The 16,270-nt window shown below is 52.2% G+C and carries 15 protein-coding genes; 5 read left to right on the forward strand and 10 right to left on the reverse strand.

The annotated features are described in order from the left end of the window. Positions 1–35 precede the first annotated feature (35 nt). A complete protein-coding gene (locus ACSV5M_RS05665) occupies positions 36–2,273 on the reverse strand; it encodes a TonB-dependent receptor (protein WP_439174638.1) in 2,238 nt (745 codons plus the stop codon). Positions 2,274–2,608: 335 nt separating this feature from the next. Between ACSV5M_RS05665 and ACSV5M_RS05670 the strand changes: the two genes are divergently transcribed. The 3 genes from ACSV5M_RS05670 to ACSV5M_RS05680 are packed head-to-tail and all read left to right on the forward strand — an operon-like array spanning position 2,609 to position 5,251. Continuing rightward, positions 2,609–3,742 carry a DnaT-like ssDNA-binding domain-containing protein gene (locus ACSV5M_RS05670; RefSeq protein ID WP_439174639.1) on the forward strand — a complete coding sequence of 378 codons (1,134 nt, stop codon included), beginning with the start codon at positions 2,609–2,611 and terminating at the stop codon, positions 3,740–3,742. Further along, positions 3,705–4,325, forward strand: coding sequence for a replication protein P (locus tag ACSV5M_RS05675; RefSeq protein WP_439174640.1), 621 nt, complete (start codon positions 3,705–3,707; stop codon positions 4,323–4,325). Before ACSV5M_RS05670 ends, ACSV5M_RS05675 begins: the two co-directional genes overlap by 38 nt. 53 nt (positions 4,326–4,378) lie before the next feature. Next, positions 4,379–5,251 (forward strand): glucosaminidase domain-containing protein, encoded by an 873-nt coding sequence (locus ACSV5M_RS05680; protein ID WP_439174641.1) that lies wholly within the window; start codon positions 4,379–4,381, stop codon positions 5,249–5,251. Positions 5,252–5,273: 22 nt separating this feature from the next. On the opposite strand, the gene ACSV5M_RS05685 is transcribed toward ACSV5M_RS05680, so the two are convergent. The 4 genes from ACSV5M_RS05685 to ACSV5M_RS05700 all read right to left on the reverse strand — a co-directional run bounded on the left by ACSV5M_RS05685 (position 5,274) and on the right by ACSV5M_RS05700 (position 9,682). Continuing rightward, positions 5,274–6,425 carry a polysaccharide deacetylase family protein gene (locus tag ACSV5M_RS05685; RefSeq protein ID WP_439174642.1) on the reverse strand — a complete coding sequence of 384 codons (1,152 nt, stop codon included), beginning with the start codon at positions 6,423–6,425 and terminating at the stop codon, positions 5,274–5,276. Between the two features lie 67 nt (positions 6,426–6,492). Further along, positions 6,493–6,765 carry a PilZ domain-containing protein gene (locus ACSV5M_RS05690; protein WP_439174643.1) on the reverse strand — a complete coding sequence of 91 codons (273 nt, stop codon included), beginning with the start codon at positions 6,763–6,765 and terminating at the stop codon, positions 6,493–6,495. A 72-nt stretch (positions 6,766–6,837) separates the two neighbouring features. Further along, on the reverse strand, positions 6,838–9,099 hold the full coding sequence (parC, locus tag ACSV5M_RS05695; protein WP_439174644.1) for a DNA topoisomerase IV subunit A: 2,262 nt from the start codon (positions 9,097–9,099) through the stop codon (positions 6,838–6,840). Between the two features lie 94 nt (positions 9,100–9,193). Continuing rightward, positions 9,194–9,682 carry an LEA type 2 family protein gene (locus tag ACSV5M_RS05700; RefSeq protein ID WP_439174645.1) on the reverse strand — a complete coding sequence of 163 codons (489 nt, stop codon included), beginning with the start codon at positions 9,680–9,682 and terminating at the stop codon, positions 9,194–9,196. A gap of 338 nt (positions 9,683–10,020) precedes the next feature. On the opposite strand from ACSV5M_RS05700, the gene ACSV5M_RS05705 reads away from it, so the two are divergent. Next, entirely contained in the window at positions 10,021–10,371 is a 351-nt protein-coding gene (locus ACSV5M_RS05705) for a hypothetical protein (protein ID WP_439174647.1), read from the forward strand. Here the strand turns inward: ACSV5M_RS05705 and ACSV5M_RS05710 are convergent. The 5 genes from ACSV5M_RS05710 to ACSV5M_RS05730 all read right to left on the reverse strand — a co-directional run bounded on the left by ACSV5M_RS05710 (position 10,326) and on the right by ACSV5M_RS05730 (position 14,735). Next, entirely contained in the window at positions 10,326–11,228 is a 903-nt protein-coding gene (locus ACSV5M_RS05710; protein ID WP_439174648.1) for a lipoprotein N-acyltransferase Lnb domain-containing protein, read from the reverse strand. The two genes, ACSV5M_RS05705 and ACSV5M_RS05710, sit on opposite strands and share 46 nt — an antisense overlap. A 12-nt stretch (positions 11,229–11,240) precedes the next feature. Then, positions 11,241–11,606, reverse strand: coding sequence for a DUF2750 domain-containing protein (locus ACSV5M_RS05715; RefSeq protein ID WP_439174649.1), 366 nt, complete (start codon positions 11,604–11,606; stop codon positions 11,241–11,243). Between the two features lie 83 nt (positions 11,607–11,689). Next, positions 11,690–12,424 carry a M48 family metallopeptidase gene (locus ACSV5M_RS05720; protein WP_439174651.1) on the reverse strand — a complete coding sequence of 245 codons (735 nt, stop codon included), beginning with the start codon at positions 12,422–12,424 and terminating at the stop codon, positions 11,690–11,692. Continuing rightward, the gene (locus tag ACSV5M_RS05725) at positions 12,424–13,626 is read right to left on the reverse strand and encodes a GNAT family N-acetyltransferase/peptidase C39 family protein (protein ID WP_439174652.1); all 1,203 of its coding nucleotides are present in this window, start codon (positions 13,624–13,626) and stop codon (positions 12,424–12,426) included. The genes ACSV5M_RS05720 and ACSV5M_RS05725 overlap by 1 nt, the downstream gene beginning before the upstream one ends. Then, positions 13,623–14,735: a DUF2817 domain-containing protein gene (locus ACSV5M_RS05730; RefSeq protein WP_439174653.1), complete on the reverse strand. Its 1,113-nt coding sequence runs from the start codon at positions 14,733–14,735 to the stop codon at positions 13,623–13,625. The genes ACSV5M_RS05725 and ACSV5M_RS05730 overlap by 4 nt, the downstream gene beginning before the upstream one ends. Positions 14,736–15,004: 269 nt before the next feature. Between ACSV5M_RS05730 and asd the strand changes: the two genes are divergently transcribed. After that, on the forward strand, positions 15,005–15,865 hold the full coding sequence (asd, locus tag ACSV5M_RS05735; RefSeq protein WP_439174654.1) for an archaetidylserine decarboxylase: 861 nt from the start codon (positions 15,005–15,007) through the stop codon (positions 15,863–15,865). Positions 15,866–16,270: the final 405 nt, after the last annotated feature.

Genomic DNA, 16,270 nt, shown 5'->3' on the forward strand with positions numbered 1-16,270 from the left:
AACCACAGAATTAAATTACATCAACTTACACTCAATCAATAACGGTAGCGCAACGACACCCCAATAGTGCGCGGACGTGTGATGTATTCAAATTGGCCGCGCTCGCCGTACAGCTCCGCAGTACGCTTACCCGTTATGCCCCTGCTGTTGCTGATGTTATTGACAAACGCACCCAAGCGCCATTGATCAAAGGAAAGTGAAATACGGGCATTGGCCGTTGTAAATCCATCCAGCCGATCATAGTTGGCCAACTCATCATTTAATACCGTGTATATCTCATCAATCCGTGCAACACTCAGACCCGCATCCAGACGCGCATTTTTGATCGATTGGGTGTAATCCACTCCCACGCCCCACTGCTGTTCTGGTGAGCCGGGGAGGCGGTCACCGGCATAGATATTTTCACCCCAGCCGTTAAAGTTATTAACGTCCTCGGTTAATTCTGCATTCGTGTAAGAGAAATTGGCCCACATAGAAAGCCGGTCGGTCACATCGCCCGCTACTTCCAATTCAACCCCTTTTGAGCGAGCGCCTTTTGCGTTCAGGATTGCCCCATATGTCTGCTCGACAACACCGGTAATCTGGATGTCTTCCCAATCGATATAAAACAAGGCAGCACTGATCCGCAATTGTTTATCAAAAAAGTAACTGTGGGAGCCCAGCTCGTAATTAACAGATGTGTCGGGATCATAAATACGATATTGCTCAATATCTGCGGGGATCGGGTTTGCGCCGCCACGCCGATAACCTTCGGCAATCGTTAAATAAATATTCTGCTCCGGTGTAAATTGGTACTTCGTACTGAATTTGCCCAAGGTGCCATCGTGATCATCATCATTTTCAACACACTCTAGTGGCAGGTCAGTTCCATCAATAAACAATGGAAAGACATAACAGGATGTATATTCATCTTCATATTTAAAGCTGCGCACACCGACCAGTACTTCCCACTTGGGCGTAAGGTCGTAAGCGAGCTCTCCATATACTGAGCGCTCTTTCAAATCTTCCGTTTGAAACTCGTAGAGGTCGATATCATCCGGGCGATTAAGGCCCAGAAAATCGGCAAAGCCCGGTACAATATCAGCACGTCTCAGTGCGGCATCATCAGTGCTATAAAACGCACCGACCAGCCAACGAAGAGCTTGTGTGTCAGGCGAAACCAGCCGCACTTCCAGGTTGTCTTTATCAACCGTAACATCGCTGGCACTGATCGCAGAAAAATCTTCATATTGAAAGTAAAACTCCCCGGCGGGATCATATAGCGTATATATATCTGTCTGGTCAGCAGCCTTGATATTGTCATATTCGTAGCGGCTAACACTGACCGTTAGATTAGCCCATTGAAAATCATAATCAGCGTCCAGACTTAGCAACTCCAGCTCGCCCTCCATCGGCTGACGATAACGACTGGCGACGGTATATTTATCACCGGTAAAGTTTTCATTGGTTGCCTGACGATCACCTACTTCACTTTTTTGGTAGTGGTAGCTTCCCGCCAAAGAAAATACCTCGGAGGCTTGCCATAACACACTCACCCGCGCCTGCTCGGTTTCATCGTCATTAATATCTTTCTGCGCACCGCTGAGTAAATAAGGATTATCGATAAACCCCTGATTTTCAGTTTTGCCGAGCATCAACCGCACCCCTAAGGTATCGTTGATCAAGGGCGCATTGATAACCAGATCCGTGTCATAGTTAAGGTCATCACTTTCTTTTGTCTGGGAAACATTCATTGATGCGGTCAATGACGATTTGGAAAGGTCCGGCTTTGCTGTAATGTAACGAACCAGACCACCGATTGATGAATTCCCGTATAGAGTACCTTGCGGACCACGCAAGACTTCCACGCGCTCAAGATCTTTTAAGCTGAACGCTGGCGGCAAGAAATAACCCTGCAACGGAATATTATCGACATAGCTGGCAACACTACCACCATCCCCACCCAAATCATTTTCACCGACATCATCGACACGTAGCCCGCGAATAATCAATGAGCTGGAGTCGCGCGGTCCCGTTTCCAAAACCGCAAAGCCTGGCACCAGCCTGGCGATATCATGAATACCGGAGGAAAAATCCAGAGAGTCTGCGTTAATTGCCGTAACAGAACCGGAAAATTCATTTAATGACTGCTCACGTTTGGATGCCGTAACAGTGATTTCCTCCATTTGCGGCATCGTGGGCTCAGCCAGCGCAAACGAAGGTATCAGGCTAAACAGGTAACATAATGGATGAAGGCGAAAACGTGGTGCGGTCAGGTGTGGTGTAGTTAGCATGCGTTAAAAAATCCCAAGTGTAGTCAGTCCCGGAAAACCCGCATCAGCGAGCAACTCCCAATATTGTTTTAATGGTTGGGCAAGCTGGGCTGCCCAACGAGTTGCCATAAGGCATTGTCAGCGCGATGCAAGCACCATTCCAGGTGTCGACGGGATGCACTCCCGAACATTTTTTACTCGCCAACATTCCACTCGCCCACAAGGATAGCCAAAATTTGAGACAAATGAGGGTTTTCTTGCAAATCCGTTATGAGAAGCCAGCGGCGGCGGGTTGCAGAATCGACTACAATTCCGCCCCTGTTCAGTCCACCGGTCATCAGTGCTAAAGTGCCCCTATGTCATCCCTGATTCCCGAAAAACCTTTGCTGGTTTCTCCTTCGCTGGCCGCTACCATTGGCCTTGAAGAGGCCTGCATGCTCTCGCTAATAAGCGAAGTGGCCACTTACCGACAAGCGGCCGGGGGCTGGCTGGAGCTGGATGAGGCGTTGCTTGGCAAGCTGATGCCCTTCTGGACCGACTACGATATCCAGCGGATCAGCAAAAACCTGAAGGACAAAGGCATCATCCTGCTGGGCTCCGCGCCCTACACCAGCAGCCGCCGCTTGCAGGTGGCCTTCAATGAGGGTGAGGCAAGCATACCTGCCCCGACACCGGTTGCACCGCCCATCGCCAGCGCTAACCTGATTGCGCCCAATTGGCAACCGGACCAGGAGCTATTGCGCCGGGTCGCGGAACACAATATCCCCGAATCCTTTATCCGCCAGCAGATCCCGGAATTTATTACTTACTGGCGCGAACGGGGCGAGATCAGCCATTCCTGGGGCGCGAAATTCCTGAAACATGTACTGCACCAATGGCGTGAATACCAGACCGGCCTGGCCCGCCAGCAACGCGACGAAGGCAATGACTTCCTGCGGCGCGACCTGGAAGTGGCCATGCACAGCCACTGGCGCCCCAGCCGGGATGCCCTTGAAGTCTTGGTAAAACACGCCAATATCAGTCTGGCATTTGTAGAAGACGCTATCCCCGAGTTTGTGCTGTATTGGCAGGAGCGCGGCGAAGTGAGCCGCACCTGGAACAGCAAATTTATCCAGCATGTAAAACGCCAATGGGTGCGTTACAACTCCGCGCTGGAGCACGATAGCGAGCCGCGCCGTATTCCGGAAAATTGGCAACCCGGGGCAGATGTGTTTGATGTGTTGCGCCTGGCCAATATCAACCTGGAATTTGCCAAACGCCAGGTGCCGGAATTTTTATTATTCTGGCGCGAGAGCAACCAGGTCTACAGCTCCTGGAATACCAAATTTTTGCAACACGTAAAATATCACTGGGCCAAACAACACGCCCTGACCACCGTTAATTCGCAACAGGTTAACAGCCATGCAGGACAGCAACACCCTACTTCAACGCGCAGCACAAGAGATCGCAGCCTTGTCGAAGACCTCACCGACAGAAGCTGGGCCAACTGAGCCGCAGCGCCAGCGCCCGACTGATGCGCATATCGATGCATTGAATGAAGTCTTTGCGCTGTTCCGTATTAATTATCACAACCAGTATTACAAAGCCTATGACGACGAAGGCGTGCTGTCGCAGATAAAAAAATTGTGGCTGGAAAGTCTGGTGCAGTTTGAACCGCAAACCATCTTGCGTGGCGCACGCAAGGTGATAGAGGAATCGGAATATCTTCCCACGCTCAATCGTATGATTCGCGCGTGCCAGGGCGACCCGGAAAGTTTTGGTTTGCCCGATGCCCATACTGCTTATATTGAAGCCTGCCGCGCGCCCAGCCCCAAATCGGTATGGCGTTGGAGCCACGCTGCCGTGTATCACGCCGGCGTCGCCAGCGACTGGTTTTTCCTGGCCAACAACAGCGAAAAAGTCGCCTTCCCCGTATTCGAACGTCACTATCAGCGGCTGTGCGAAAAAGTCATGAACGGCACAGAGCTGCCCGTGCCCGACGCACCCGCCCTACCGGAAACCATCGAAACACCCTTATCACGCGAAGAGAATCAGCAACGTCTCGATGCACTGCGCAAACAGATGGATCTGTAAGCCGGTTCACGACGTAACACGTTTTATTGTTAACATTTTGAGTCCGTTACATCATGCAAAAAAACGCATCCTGGCTGTTAGGTCTGGCTTTGCTTGGCTATGCCCTAGGCACTTTGGCATTAATACTGTTTCTTGCCCACTATTCACCTCTCAAGGGTGGCGTTTCAATACCCCATGAGCCTGAAATTACCGACCTGGTCAGCAGCACCCCCTTGCCGGATTTTGTCAGCATTGAACAAACACCCGAGCGCAAAAAAGCGTTTGTGGATTTGTTATTGCCAATGATCGAACAGAAAAATAATTACATACAAAAGAATCGTAAATCGCTTTACAAGATGAAGCTGCAGTTGGCAGAGGGAAAATTATTAACCGAAAAGCAATTAGAAAAACTGGAACAATTACGTGATCGCTATCATGTTAGCCATGAGACCTATCCGGAAACGGCCAGAGCAATAGAAATTTTATTATTGCGCGCCGACATCATTCCCTCCTCCATGGTCCTCGCCCAGGCAGCCATTGAATCCGGGTGGGGCACATCACGCTTCGCCATTGAAGCGCACAATCTTTTCGGTCAGTGGTGTTATAGCCCTGGCTGCGGTCTCGTTCCTGAACGCCGCCCGCCCAACGCCACCCATGAAGTGCAGAAATTCGACAGCGTGGAAGCCTCAGTGGATGCCTACTATCGCAATATCAACACGCACAATGCCTACCGCGAATTTCGCCAGCTGCGCGCCGCGCTACGCGCACAGGATGGCGAATTAACCGGAACAGAATTAGTAGAAGGCCTGGGAAAATATTCCGGCCGCGGCGATGTGTATATCCATGAGCTACGCACCGTTATTCGTGTCAATGATTTTGAAAACTTGCAGTTGAGTGCGGCAGATGTTGAGTCTCTGCCGACGGAAGGCCTACCTTTGCCGCAATAACCGTGCGGCGCATTGCGGTTTATTAATCCTCATGAGCCCAACGCCCATCCTTGCCTTTGGTTAACCACTGTTGGGAAAGCCAGAAAAATCGTCCATTCTCTCCCGTGGGTGCCGTGCAGTTGTAACGCGCGCGCCCCGCTTGCAATGGGTTATTGGCCTGCACGATCAGCTTGCCATCGCGCACCTCTGTTTTAATCGCACCCTGACCGGAAGCAAAACAATTTACGCGCGGCAATAATTTCTGGTCTTCCAATGTCACGACCATCACCGGTTTTTTTCCGTGAGCTAACACAAGATCATCAAGAGGTTTTTTCAACGCTGCATCTTCATAGAGCTCAACAGATGCGATAGCAAACGGGCGGGTATTCACTTTGGTCGCAAAATCCTGCAAATCACCATAGCTGCCACCGAAGGGAAAGCGCGGTAAGGCGAGTAAATCATTGAGCGCAAACAAGGGTCCGGATTGTTGACCAAACGCAACAAAATCCAGTTCTTTCAATACGGCTTTGACATGATTGTCGTATTCACCGTAAGGGTAAGCCAGCAGACGATGCTTTTGTCCGGTTTTCTCTGTGATGCGCTGCTCCGCATCGAGAATTTCCTGCTTGATTCGCTCGCGCCACCGCGCGCGACTTTCATTATCGCGTAAGCGCAGCAGATGCCCGTGTTTGGTCGTGTGGTTGGCAATGGTGACACCTTGCTTGGCCATCTCCTGAATCTGCGCCCAGGTCGCAAAGGATTTTTTATTTTGGTCATGCGGGTCAGTGTTGATAAAAACGGTGAAAGGCCAATCACGTTTTTTCAGCAGCGGGTAGGCTTGGTTGTATACCGATTCATAGGCATCATCAAATGTAATCGCCACCGTTTTATCCGGCAATGATTTGCCTTGCTTAAGCTGGTCGACCAGCTCCGGCAGGGGCACAATGTTAAAATCATGCTCAGCCAGGTAATCCATATGTTGTTTGAACAACGCCGGAGTAACACTGGTAGAAGCGGGAGTGGATTCACTGACGTGATGATATTGCAGGACAACTGCAGCATGAGAAGACAAGCTGACAGAGGCAAGTGTCAGCACGGTGGCGGCGAAGAATATTCGTTGGCCGATACGCCAATCGAATATCACTAAAGATAAAAAAGCTTTCCAACAGTTATGCAAACCTGAAACTTTCAACACGAGCAACCTCTTCAGCAGCATTATTGGTCAGTAGTGTTATTGATCAGCGCATCGCTGGGGTAACAGCTCAATCACCGTCCGCCGCGATAAAGCGCAGGCCAACACCCGTTGGTTCAACGCGCACGACTTCCATCTTCAACTCCGGCGCGTCGCCCACCAATCCCTGCACCTGACCCGTCACGATGGAACCAACGGGCGGTACATGCTGCGCATCAAGGATAACAAAGACTCCACCATCAGAAATATCGCGGGTTTTGACCATCAGTTCTCCAATATTTTCGTGACGAATCTTGATGGAGCAGGAGAATGCTGTACGAACATGGCGACGCTGATCACTCATAGAAAAACCCTTTTTATTGTCAAAGCCCCAGCAACACCAATGATCGATTTTATGGCCACAGGTGCGGATACATTATTTCTCAACCACCTCAACCTGATCTACTTTCTGGAATCCACGCGGCAGTTTATTGCCTCGCCGGCCGCGTTCACCGCGATAGTGATCAAGATCGGCCTGCTTCAGGGTAATGTGGCGCTTGCCTGAGTATAGCGTAAGCATTTGGCCGGGATTGATCACCGCCACCGCCAACACGAATTCCTCACGGCTTTTCACCCGCGCTGAAGGAATATTCATGATCTTGTTGCCCTTACCTCGCGCCAATTGCGGCAGCTCGGTAACCGGGAAGACCAAGAGGCGGCCATCATTGCTGACGGCAGCCAACAGCGTCTGGGCCGGATCACCGGTCAGTAGTTGTGGTGGTAATACCTGCGCACCATCCGGCAGCGTGAGCAACGCTTTACCGGCTTTGTTCTTGCTGACCAAATCGGCCAGCGTGGCCACAAAACCGTAACCAGCATCCGAGGCGAGCAGTACCGGCTGCTCATCATTGCCCATCAAGGCGCCTTCAAACGTAGCACCACTGGGCGGATTAATGCGGCCACTGAGAGGCTCACCCTGGCCGCGTGCCGAGGGGAGATTATGTGCGGGCAGTGAGTAGCTGCGGCCGGTTGAATCGAGCAGGATAACGTTTTGATTACTCTTGCCATGAACGGCGAATTTAAAACTGTCCCCGGCTTTATAACTCAAACCGGCCGGATCAATGTCGTGCCCCTTCGCGGAACGAATCCAGCCTTTATCAGAGATCACCACAGTGACCGGATCTACACTCATCAATTCCGTCTCACTGAAAGCTTGCGCTTCGGCGCGCTCCACAATCGGTGAACGTCGATCATCGCCATACTGTTGCGCCACTTCAATCAATTCCTTGCGCACCAGATTTTTCAGCTTGACGGCAGAGTCGAGAATTTTTTTCAAATTGTCGCGCTCTTTTTCCAGGTCTTGCTGTTCCTGGCGAATCTTCATTTCTTCCAACCGCGCCAACTGACGCAACTTGGTTTCAAGAATGTATTCCGCCTGCATCTCAATGAGATTGAAACGCTCAATCAACACCGGCTTGGGATTTTCTTCTTCGCGAATGATACGAATCACTTCATCCACATTGAGGAACACAATCATCAAGGCTGCCAGGCGCAGCAAACGTTCTTCAACGCGTTCCAGGCGATATTGCAAGCGGCGACGCGTCGTCACCGTGCGGAAGCTCAGCCATTCGGTAAGAATTTTATCGAGCGATTTCACCGCCGGACGGCCGTCAATGCCGATCATATTCATATTGACGCGGTAGGTACGTTCCAGCTCGGTGGTGGCAAATAGATGCTGCATTACCTGTTCAAGATCGACGCGATTGGAGCGCGGTGTAATCACCAGCCGTGTGGGATTTTCATGATCCGATTCGTCGCGCAGGTCGGCTACCATCGGCAATTTTTTTGCCTGCATCTGCGCCGCAATTTGCTCCAGAATTTTTGCGCCGGATACCTGATGCGGCAAGGCGGTCACGATGATATCGCCCGTGTCCGCATCTTTGCTCCACACCGCGCGCATGCGCACACTGCCGCGCCCGGTTTCGTACAATTTGATCAATTCACTACGCGGTGTAATGATCTCGGCATCTGTCGGCATATCCGGGCCGAGCACGTGCTCACATAATTCCTCTACCGTAGCCTTGGGATTGTCGAGCATGTGCACACAAGCGTTAACAACTTCGCGCAAATTATGGGGCGGAATATCCGTCGCCATACCCACCGCAATACCAGTGGTGCCATTGAGTAAGACATTGGGAACGCGCGATGGTAAGACGACAGGCTCATCGAGTGTACCGTCAAAATTGGGCTGCCATTCCACCGTGCCTTGCCCCAATTCTTCAAGCAACACCTCACTGTATTTGGTGAGGCGCGACTCGGTGTAACGCATGGCCGCGAAAGATTTCGGATCATCCGGCGAACCCCAGTTACCCTGACCGTCCACCAAGGGATAACGATAGGAAAACGGTTGCGCCATTAGTACCATAGCTTCGTAGGCGGCAGAGTCGCCGTGGGGATGGAACTTACCAATCACGTCACCCACGGTGCGCGCCGATTTTTTATATTTCGCACTGGCTTTTAAGCCTAGTTCACTCATCGCATAGACGATGCGACGCTGCACCGGTTTTAATCCGTCGCCAATGTTAGGCAACGCGCGATCGAGAATGACGTACATGGAATAATCCAGATACGCTTTTTCGGTATAGTCTTTCAGGGAAATGCGTTCATCCGCATCGGGTGGGGCAATTACGTCGGTCATGAAATGTCCTGAATCCAAAAATACACATTTTTATTCGTTGATCATCTTATCTTGCTGCGACCGATCATGAAGTCGGTCGCATAATCACCAAAGATCAGGGCTGCGCTCCTTGCACCAGAGGAATGCTGCCGCTTTCTTTGACGCGCATGGACGGCAAGAGCGCGCTGAAATCGAGCTTTGCATCAAAGTTGTAATTGACGCTGTCTTTTACACCGGCGCGACTGAAGTATTCGATCAGGCGCACTACCTGCAACATATTCGCTGAGACTTCCAAGCTCACCGGCGTCTCCTGATAGCCTTTCAATACCGGTACATTGTCGGTGACACCGCTGAGCACCGAGAAATTTTCGATGCCAATCGTATAAGAGATTCCACGCAGGGACAAATCCCGATCATTGGGATTGAGAATCGCCAGATCGACACCAATGCGTTGGTTCAACCCGCCCTGGGAGGGCAAGAGTCGCAAACCGGTCACTTTGACTGTCGGCTTTTCGAGCCCGGCTTGAAAACTGGCACAACCACCCAGCACCAACAAGACAAGCGACAATATCATTACACTGAAAAATCCACGGGGACTTGGCATTCAAACTCTCCTGTACAATTTATATTCAGGTTATCCGCAGGGCGGCTCAGCTCGTCGGTTATTGCATTCCAGAGCTCACAGTCACTTTGTGAATCAAATCACACATACCAGGTAAAGTTCGTCATCAGACGCGGTCAGATTTGCAAATACTGGTATACGAGCTAGTGTTTTTGTAGGATTTAACACCTTTGCGACACCATCTTCGCATCCTCAAGGACAACAAAAATCACCTGTTATTCGACGCGTGTGTCAGGCTGCATTTTTCAGCGCAATGAAGCGTTGTATATCATAAAGCTCCCTGATAACAGCATGTGTCTGGAAGGTTATCCGTTAACACTATGCCCAACCAACCACTCAAAACCGAAGAACTGCTCGGCAGCAGGGAAATTCGTTTCATTGACCGCACGGAATCCAACTATCCCAATCTGATGCGGATGTGCATGGATTTTGATTTTTGCGTATTGCAGTTACAGCGCAAGGTGTACAGCCATATCACCAACCGCTATTTATCCGACAGCCAGGCTTTTGTGCTGGCAACCCAGGACTACCGCACCAATGACACGCCCGCCATCACCCCCATCTGCGACACCCTCGCCAAACTGGAAGATTATGTTACCCGGCACCAGGTGGATATCCTGCATGATTATTTATTCGGCGCGATGAGCGATGATGTCTCAAGCGCGGGTTGATGCCATTCCGTGCGATAACCTTCGCGAATACCTTGCGAAAAGTCTTCTGCATCCAATGGTATCAATGCGGCATTGATCGTCGCGCGTGTGCGTAAATCCATGATGGATTTATCTGTCGCCAGCCAGCCTTTCTCTTGTATCACTTCGTCAGAAAAACCCGGCAGCAGTAAACGGTAATCCAGCAAGCTGGTATAAAAACGGTAATCCGGATCATGCTTTAATAAATTGGTCGTGCAATTATCAAGCAGCGTATTATAAAAATCCGGCTGCTGTGCAATCTGTTGAGCATCGCGCAGCAACGCCTGAAATAAATAATGGCGTTCTTCTTCGGTCAGTTGCAGGGGATAAAGCAAGACGCGCTCATTGCGAATGTGAGTACGCAGGCCAATAACGTCAGCTTCTGTCCCCAGCACAACCATCTTGTTGTATTGCCGTAACAATCCCAGAAACGGATTGTAACCTTGTCCTGGACGCAAGCGCGCTTCCACAGAAACCGCGAGAAACTGGCCATCACTGAATTCAAAACTCAATAAGGTATGCGCGAGGCCATAACCGCCAAAATGGGAAATACCCAACCAGACTTGCTGCAAGTCTGCCGGTGCAAAATCGGCGCTGCGATAGTCGGCGCGCAGCACACTGCCGTCGGCGTTGTAACGAAAATCACGCAGGTTTTCGATGTGGTAGTAGGGTTCCCCACCCTCGTGCCGCAGCGTTATTTGCGGCAGCCGTGTTTGTAGCGGCGACCATTCACCTTCATGGGTGGGCGTGCGAGTAAAGAGGTACATGCAGAATAAAATAAAAAGACCGAGCAGAATGCGGGGTAATACACGGCGGGTAGGCGAGACAATGTTGCTCATCGTGAACGGTGATCAATCCTGGAGTTCCTGTTCAAACTCTTCGAGTAGATCCAGCGGCTCCATTTCTTCGCCTTCCAGCTCATCATTCCAGTTAACGCCCACCAACAACACATCATCGTGCATACCCGGCAGCCAATCTTCCAGAAACTCTTCCAGCTCAATGGCGACCGGGGTGTAACCGGCCCATTCATCGCGACAATGAAATTGCGCAAAAGCCTCTTGCGACCAGAGCGGCATTACATCCATATCATCGTAATCTTCTGATGCACAGAGCGCCCAGCCATCTTCACCTTGCAGGCCCCAGACGCAACCATTCTCCATCGACTCGACGATAAAGCGGTCAATGTTTTCACTAAAGTCATCGCTGAGTTCAGTCATGATGGCAGATACTTTTGTTTGTTCAGGATTCGGGAAATGCTTTCACAACACAACCGGCATTGAGCACCAGTGAGTTGTGTTACCTACAGCACCAGTTGCTGGCCATTGGCCTTTAACCAGGCGCGGCATCGCACATAATCGGGACAGACACTTTCTACCAGTTGCCAGAAAGCACGGCTGTGATTGTGGTGGCGCAAATGGCTTACTTCGTGGGCGACAAGATAATCCACAATAGGCTCCGGCGCCAGAATAATTTGCCAATTGTATTGGATGGCACCGCGACTGGTGCAGTGGCCCCATTTGGTTCGGGTTGCCCGAATACTGACACCGGTATGTTGCAAGCCCATGGCCAGGCAAAGCTGATCGGTTTTTTCTGCCAACAGTTTCAGCGCCTGTTGTTGATACCAACCCTGCACCAGGCGCCGGGTTTGTTCCGGTGCACTCATGCGTCGCCGGCGCGAGAGCAGCACATGCAACTGTTGATCGTGCAATACCACCCGCGCACTGGTACCACTGCCCAACACCAGGCGAATGTCATTCCCCAGGTAGGGCAAGTGACTGCCGCTCACATAGATGCGCTGGGGAATGGCGGCCAGCGCTTTTTCCTGTTCGTAAATTTTCTCTTGTACCCAACGGGTTTTCTCGCGCAAAAAATCGTGCAAGACACTGTCAGCCACCTGTTGCGGTGCGCGAATAATCACGCGCGCCGCTTGTACTTCAATACTGATGCTGCGACGGCGCGAGCGCAGAATCGTAAATTCAAACGGGAAAGGCGTGAGGCGGGTTTCCGCCACACAACTGGTGCGCGTGCTCAACATCAGGTTTTCCTGCTTTCGGTATCGCTTCTGGCGTGCACAATCACTGCTGTACGCAAGCGGGTGCGGCCAAAGCTGGTCATCAATTCAAAATCACTGCGTGCCAAAGGAATAAACTGGCAATCGATGGCTGTCTGTCCGTAGGTTTCCGGATCGGGATCATGCACATAGATACACTCATCATCAAAACCGCTCATCACCACCCAGTGCGGGGCTTTTTTACTGTCCATGCGATAGGTACTGATGAGGATGATGGGCACTGCACCGGCGCAGAAGGCGTCAATCAGATCCTGCTGACGAATGTCGCGATAGTGCACCGGGACCTCCAATGCCTGCAACTGCGCACAAAAATCATTGTGCACGGCAGTCATGATGGGCTTCTTGGTTTCGTCACGCACACCGTCCAGGAACAGCGGACCGGTTTGATTCACCCACACCGAGGTAGAAAATCCGCGATGCTGCGCCGCTAGAGCCAGCCCCATTGGATGGCACCCGCCGTGGCCGGAAGTCATGAAGATGGTGGTGGCTTCACGCCACAGGCGCAGTTCCTCCTGCAAGGAAGGCTGATAGTCGGGGTCGAGCGAGGTGAGCGCCATCATCAGGGAGGCCGGGCCGCAGGTAAACCGGGTGTTCTGGCACATCCAGGGAATGGCGCTGTGTTGGGTATCCTCATGGAATACCCGGATACGCTTTTGGTAACGCAGGGCGTCGCTATGGTCTTCGTAGTAATCGTGGTAGAGGCCAAATTGTTTATAGCCCAGCGATTCATACAAGCGGATAGCGCTTTTGTTTTCGCTGCTGACTTCCAGGCGCATATACAGGCGGCCACTGTCCCGCGCCCGCTGCTCTCCGATCTGCATCAACCAACCGGCGATTCCCAAACCGCGAAAGGCCGGGTCGACGGCCAGCGAATAAATGCGCGCCAGACGCGTGCCCCGGTGGCACAGGATCAGGATGTAACCCGCCAGTTGCTGCTCCTTCCACGCCAGCAGAAAGATGTCCTGCGGCGTTGTGAGCCAGCGACGAAAGCTGCGGCGGCTGAGACGGTCGCCGCTGAAGCAGCGTTGCTCCAGTTCCACCAACGCATCCAGGTCTTCCAGCGTGGCTTCGCTCCAGCGAAAGCCAGCCGGCGCATGACGCACAGGGGCAAACGGGGGCTTGGGGTTGTATTCGGGATTGTGCATAAATGCCTGTTGATCAATCAAAGTGCCGCCAGTCCTGCCAATGCCTGGTGAATAACCTGGCGCGCCTTGACCAGCACCAGCTCCCGCCAATAGGCATCACCCGGACAAAAGTGTTCACGCATGGCAGCGCTGGCCGGATGATCTATCGACAATGGACCGCCGCTAGCCCAATCGTGATGTTCCTGCAGCAGTACATCAAACAGCGAATCTGTACCATAGCTACCAAACTCCAGGGTAACGAAACAACCGCGCTGCTCCATCAGGGCGTGCCAGGCGTAATCCAGTAAACCCAGCTTGGGCACCGAACTGGAATCTCCCCGCGCCGGCATCGTCACACTGGCGCCGTACCATGCCTGGGCCTGGGCAGTGCCGCGGCTGTTGAGCGGATGATCGCAAATCAGCTCACCATGACCGTAGAGCCCCAGGCCGGTGTGGACATCAATCACCGCCAGCAGGCGCTGGCCCAACTGAAAACGTTCAATAATGTTGGCAATGACCTGCCGCCCGTGAGCCGGTTCGTTACCGCCATAGAATGGCCCCTGCGGATCTACATATTGCCCACCGCTCAGCGCCCGTTCAAAGGCGCGCTGACCGTGATCCTGGGCGAATTGCTGGAAGAGCTTCTGCCGTTGCGCTGTGGTTTGTGCACGCTTGAGCAGCGGTTGCAGCAGTGAATAACCATCACTGTGGGGAAGCGGCTGGGAAAAGTCGATGAAGTTACGGTTAAGATCGATACCCTGTTCGTCACAGCGTCGGCTCCAGGCATAACCGAACGGGTTAAGTGGATGGATCATCAGGATGGCTACATCCTCCGGCAAATTCACCTTGCGCTGCTCAATCAATCCCCACAAATCGATCTGTACCGCGCTGCCGGCGTGTCCCTCTACGCCATGGGTACCAGCGATCAATACCAACATTTTGCCGGCATCTTCATTGCCAAGCCAGGCGACCCGCGTCATCAGAGCTTCGAACTGCGGTCCCTGGACTCCGCGCACCGGAAATTTCAGGTGTTGTTTAACCAGCTCAATATTGGCAGCCAACCCCTCCAGCCAACGACTTTGCGCCAGGGCATAGGTGCCGGGAAAACAGGCGAGATCACTTTTATTCAACACAACAGGAGAAGAAGGCATGCGAGAGAATCCTGAAGAAATCCACTACAGATTGATTCGATGGAGCATTCACTATGGCGCGTATAACCAGATTTTCATAGGCTTTAGCATAGCATCCAGTGGCTGTTTTACCGGATCTTACCGCACAGAATGACAGAGATGTCCTTGGAGCCCGGTAGTTTTTGCTAACATGGCCGGGTTTTCTGCGGGCAGACCCTGTATTCAGGTCGTTTACTTGTGCGCTCGAAGCCGTCGCTCCCTATCCAATCCATTTGCATAAGATTGTCGTTATGAAAGAAAAATTATTTGTCCTGATGCAATACCTGATTCCGCAACATCTTCTCTCCCGCGCGGCGGGTTGGGTCGCCCGGTCACAAACACCCTGGATCAAGAACACCTTTATCGAATGGTTCGTGAAACGCTATAACGTGGATATGTCGCTGGCCCAGGAAGAAAATCCCCTGGCTTATGCCTGTTTCAATGATTTCTTCACCCGCGCCTTAAAGCCCGGCGCTCGGCCAATCGATCCTGATGCTGCCAGCATTGTGTTACCCGCTGATGGCGCCATCAGCCAATTGGGCGACATTGCTGACGGCCGGATTTTCCAGGCCAAAGGCCAAGGCTATACCACCTTGGAACTGTTAGGCGGTGATGCAGCTTTGGCCGGCGAGTTTGCAGGAGGCACATTCGCCACCGTGTACCTCTCGCCCCGCGACTATCACCGCGTACACATGCCCTACGGCGGTAAACTGCGCAAAATGGTCGCAATTCCCGGCGATTTATTTTCCGTTAACGATGCCACCGCCAAAGGCGTGCCGCGCCTGTTTTCTCGCAATGAGCGCGTTGCAGCCATCTTCGATACAGATATCGGACCGATGGCGGTCGTCATGGTGGGTGCAATGATTGTGGCCGGTATCGAAACCGTTTGGGCGGGCGAAGTGGCCCCCATCAAGCGCCAGATTCAAACCACAGATTATGTCGCAACACCCGCAACCGAAATCGAATTGGCCAAGGGCGCAGAGATGGGGCGTTTTAAATTGGGCTCAACAGCCATCGTGTTGTTTGCCAAAGGACGCGTAACCTGGGACGGCCAATTACGTGCCGGATCACCCACCGTCATGGGGCAGCGCATGGGGCATGTCCAGTCATAAGTCGATAGTGGGAGCGACCACCGCGCCGGGTCGCTCCTTTCTCCAACCTTTCTCGAACCTTCCTGGCGCTTTGCTCACTCCCCCTATCTGACCCCTTCCATTCCCCGCTGTCGCTATAGGTTGTGCGAATCTCAGGGCAGACTCTACACGCTGGGCTTATGAGCGTACCCCCACATTATTCATCACCACGGCTAATTTCCCTTTACAAGACCAACACACCGGCCCATACTGCCCCGGCTGGTGAAGAATACAGCTGATACTTGTCACTACAATTTCGATGAATACACCGTACCACCGCTCCTCTCCCGCAACGAACCTGTTGCTCGAAAGGCCGCTGAATACTCCGTAGCACTTCATTTTGTTTTAGTCATCAATTCTTCTTAGGTCAGTACACCGCCCTATTCG

Origin of the sequence: Cellvibrio sp. ARAG 10.3, assembly GCF_051846955.1 — a bacterium.
GTDB lineage: Bacteria > Pseudomonadota > Gammaproteobacteria > Pseudomonadales > Cellvibrionaceae > Cellvibrio.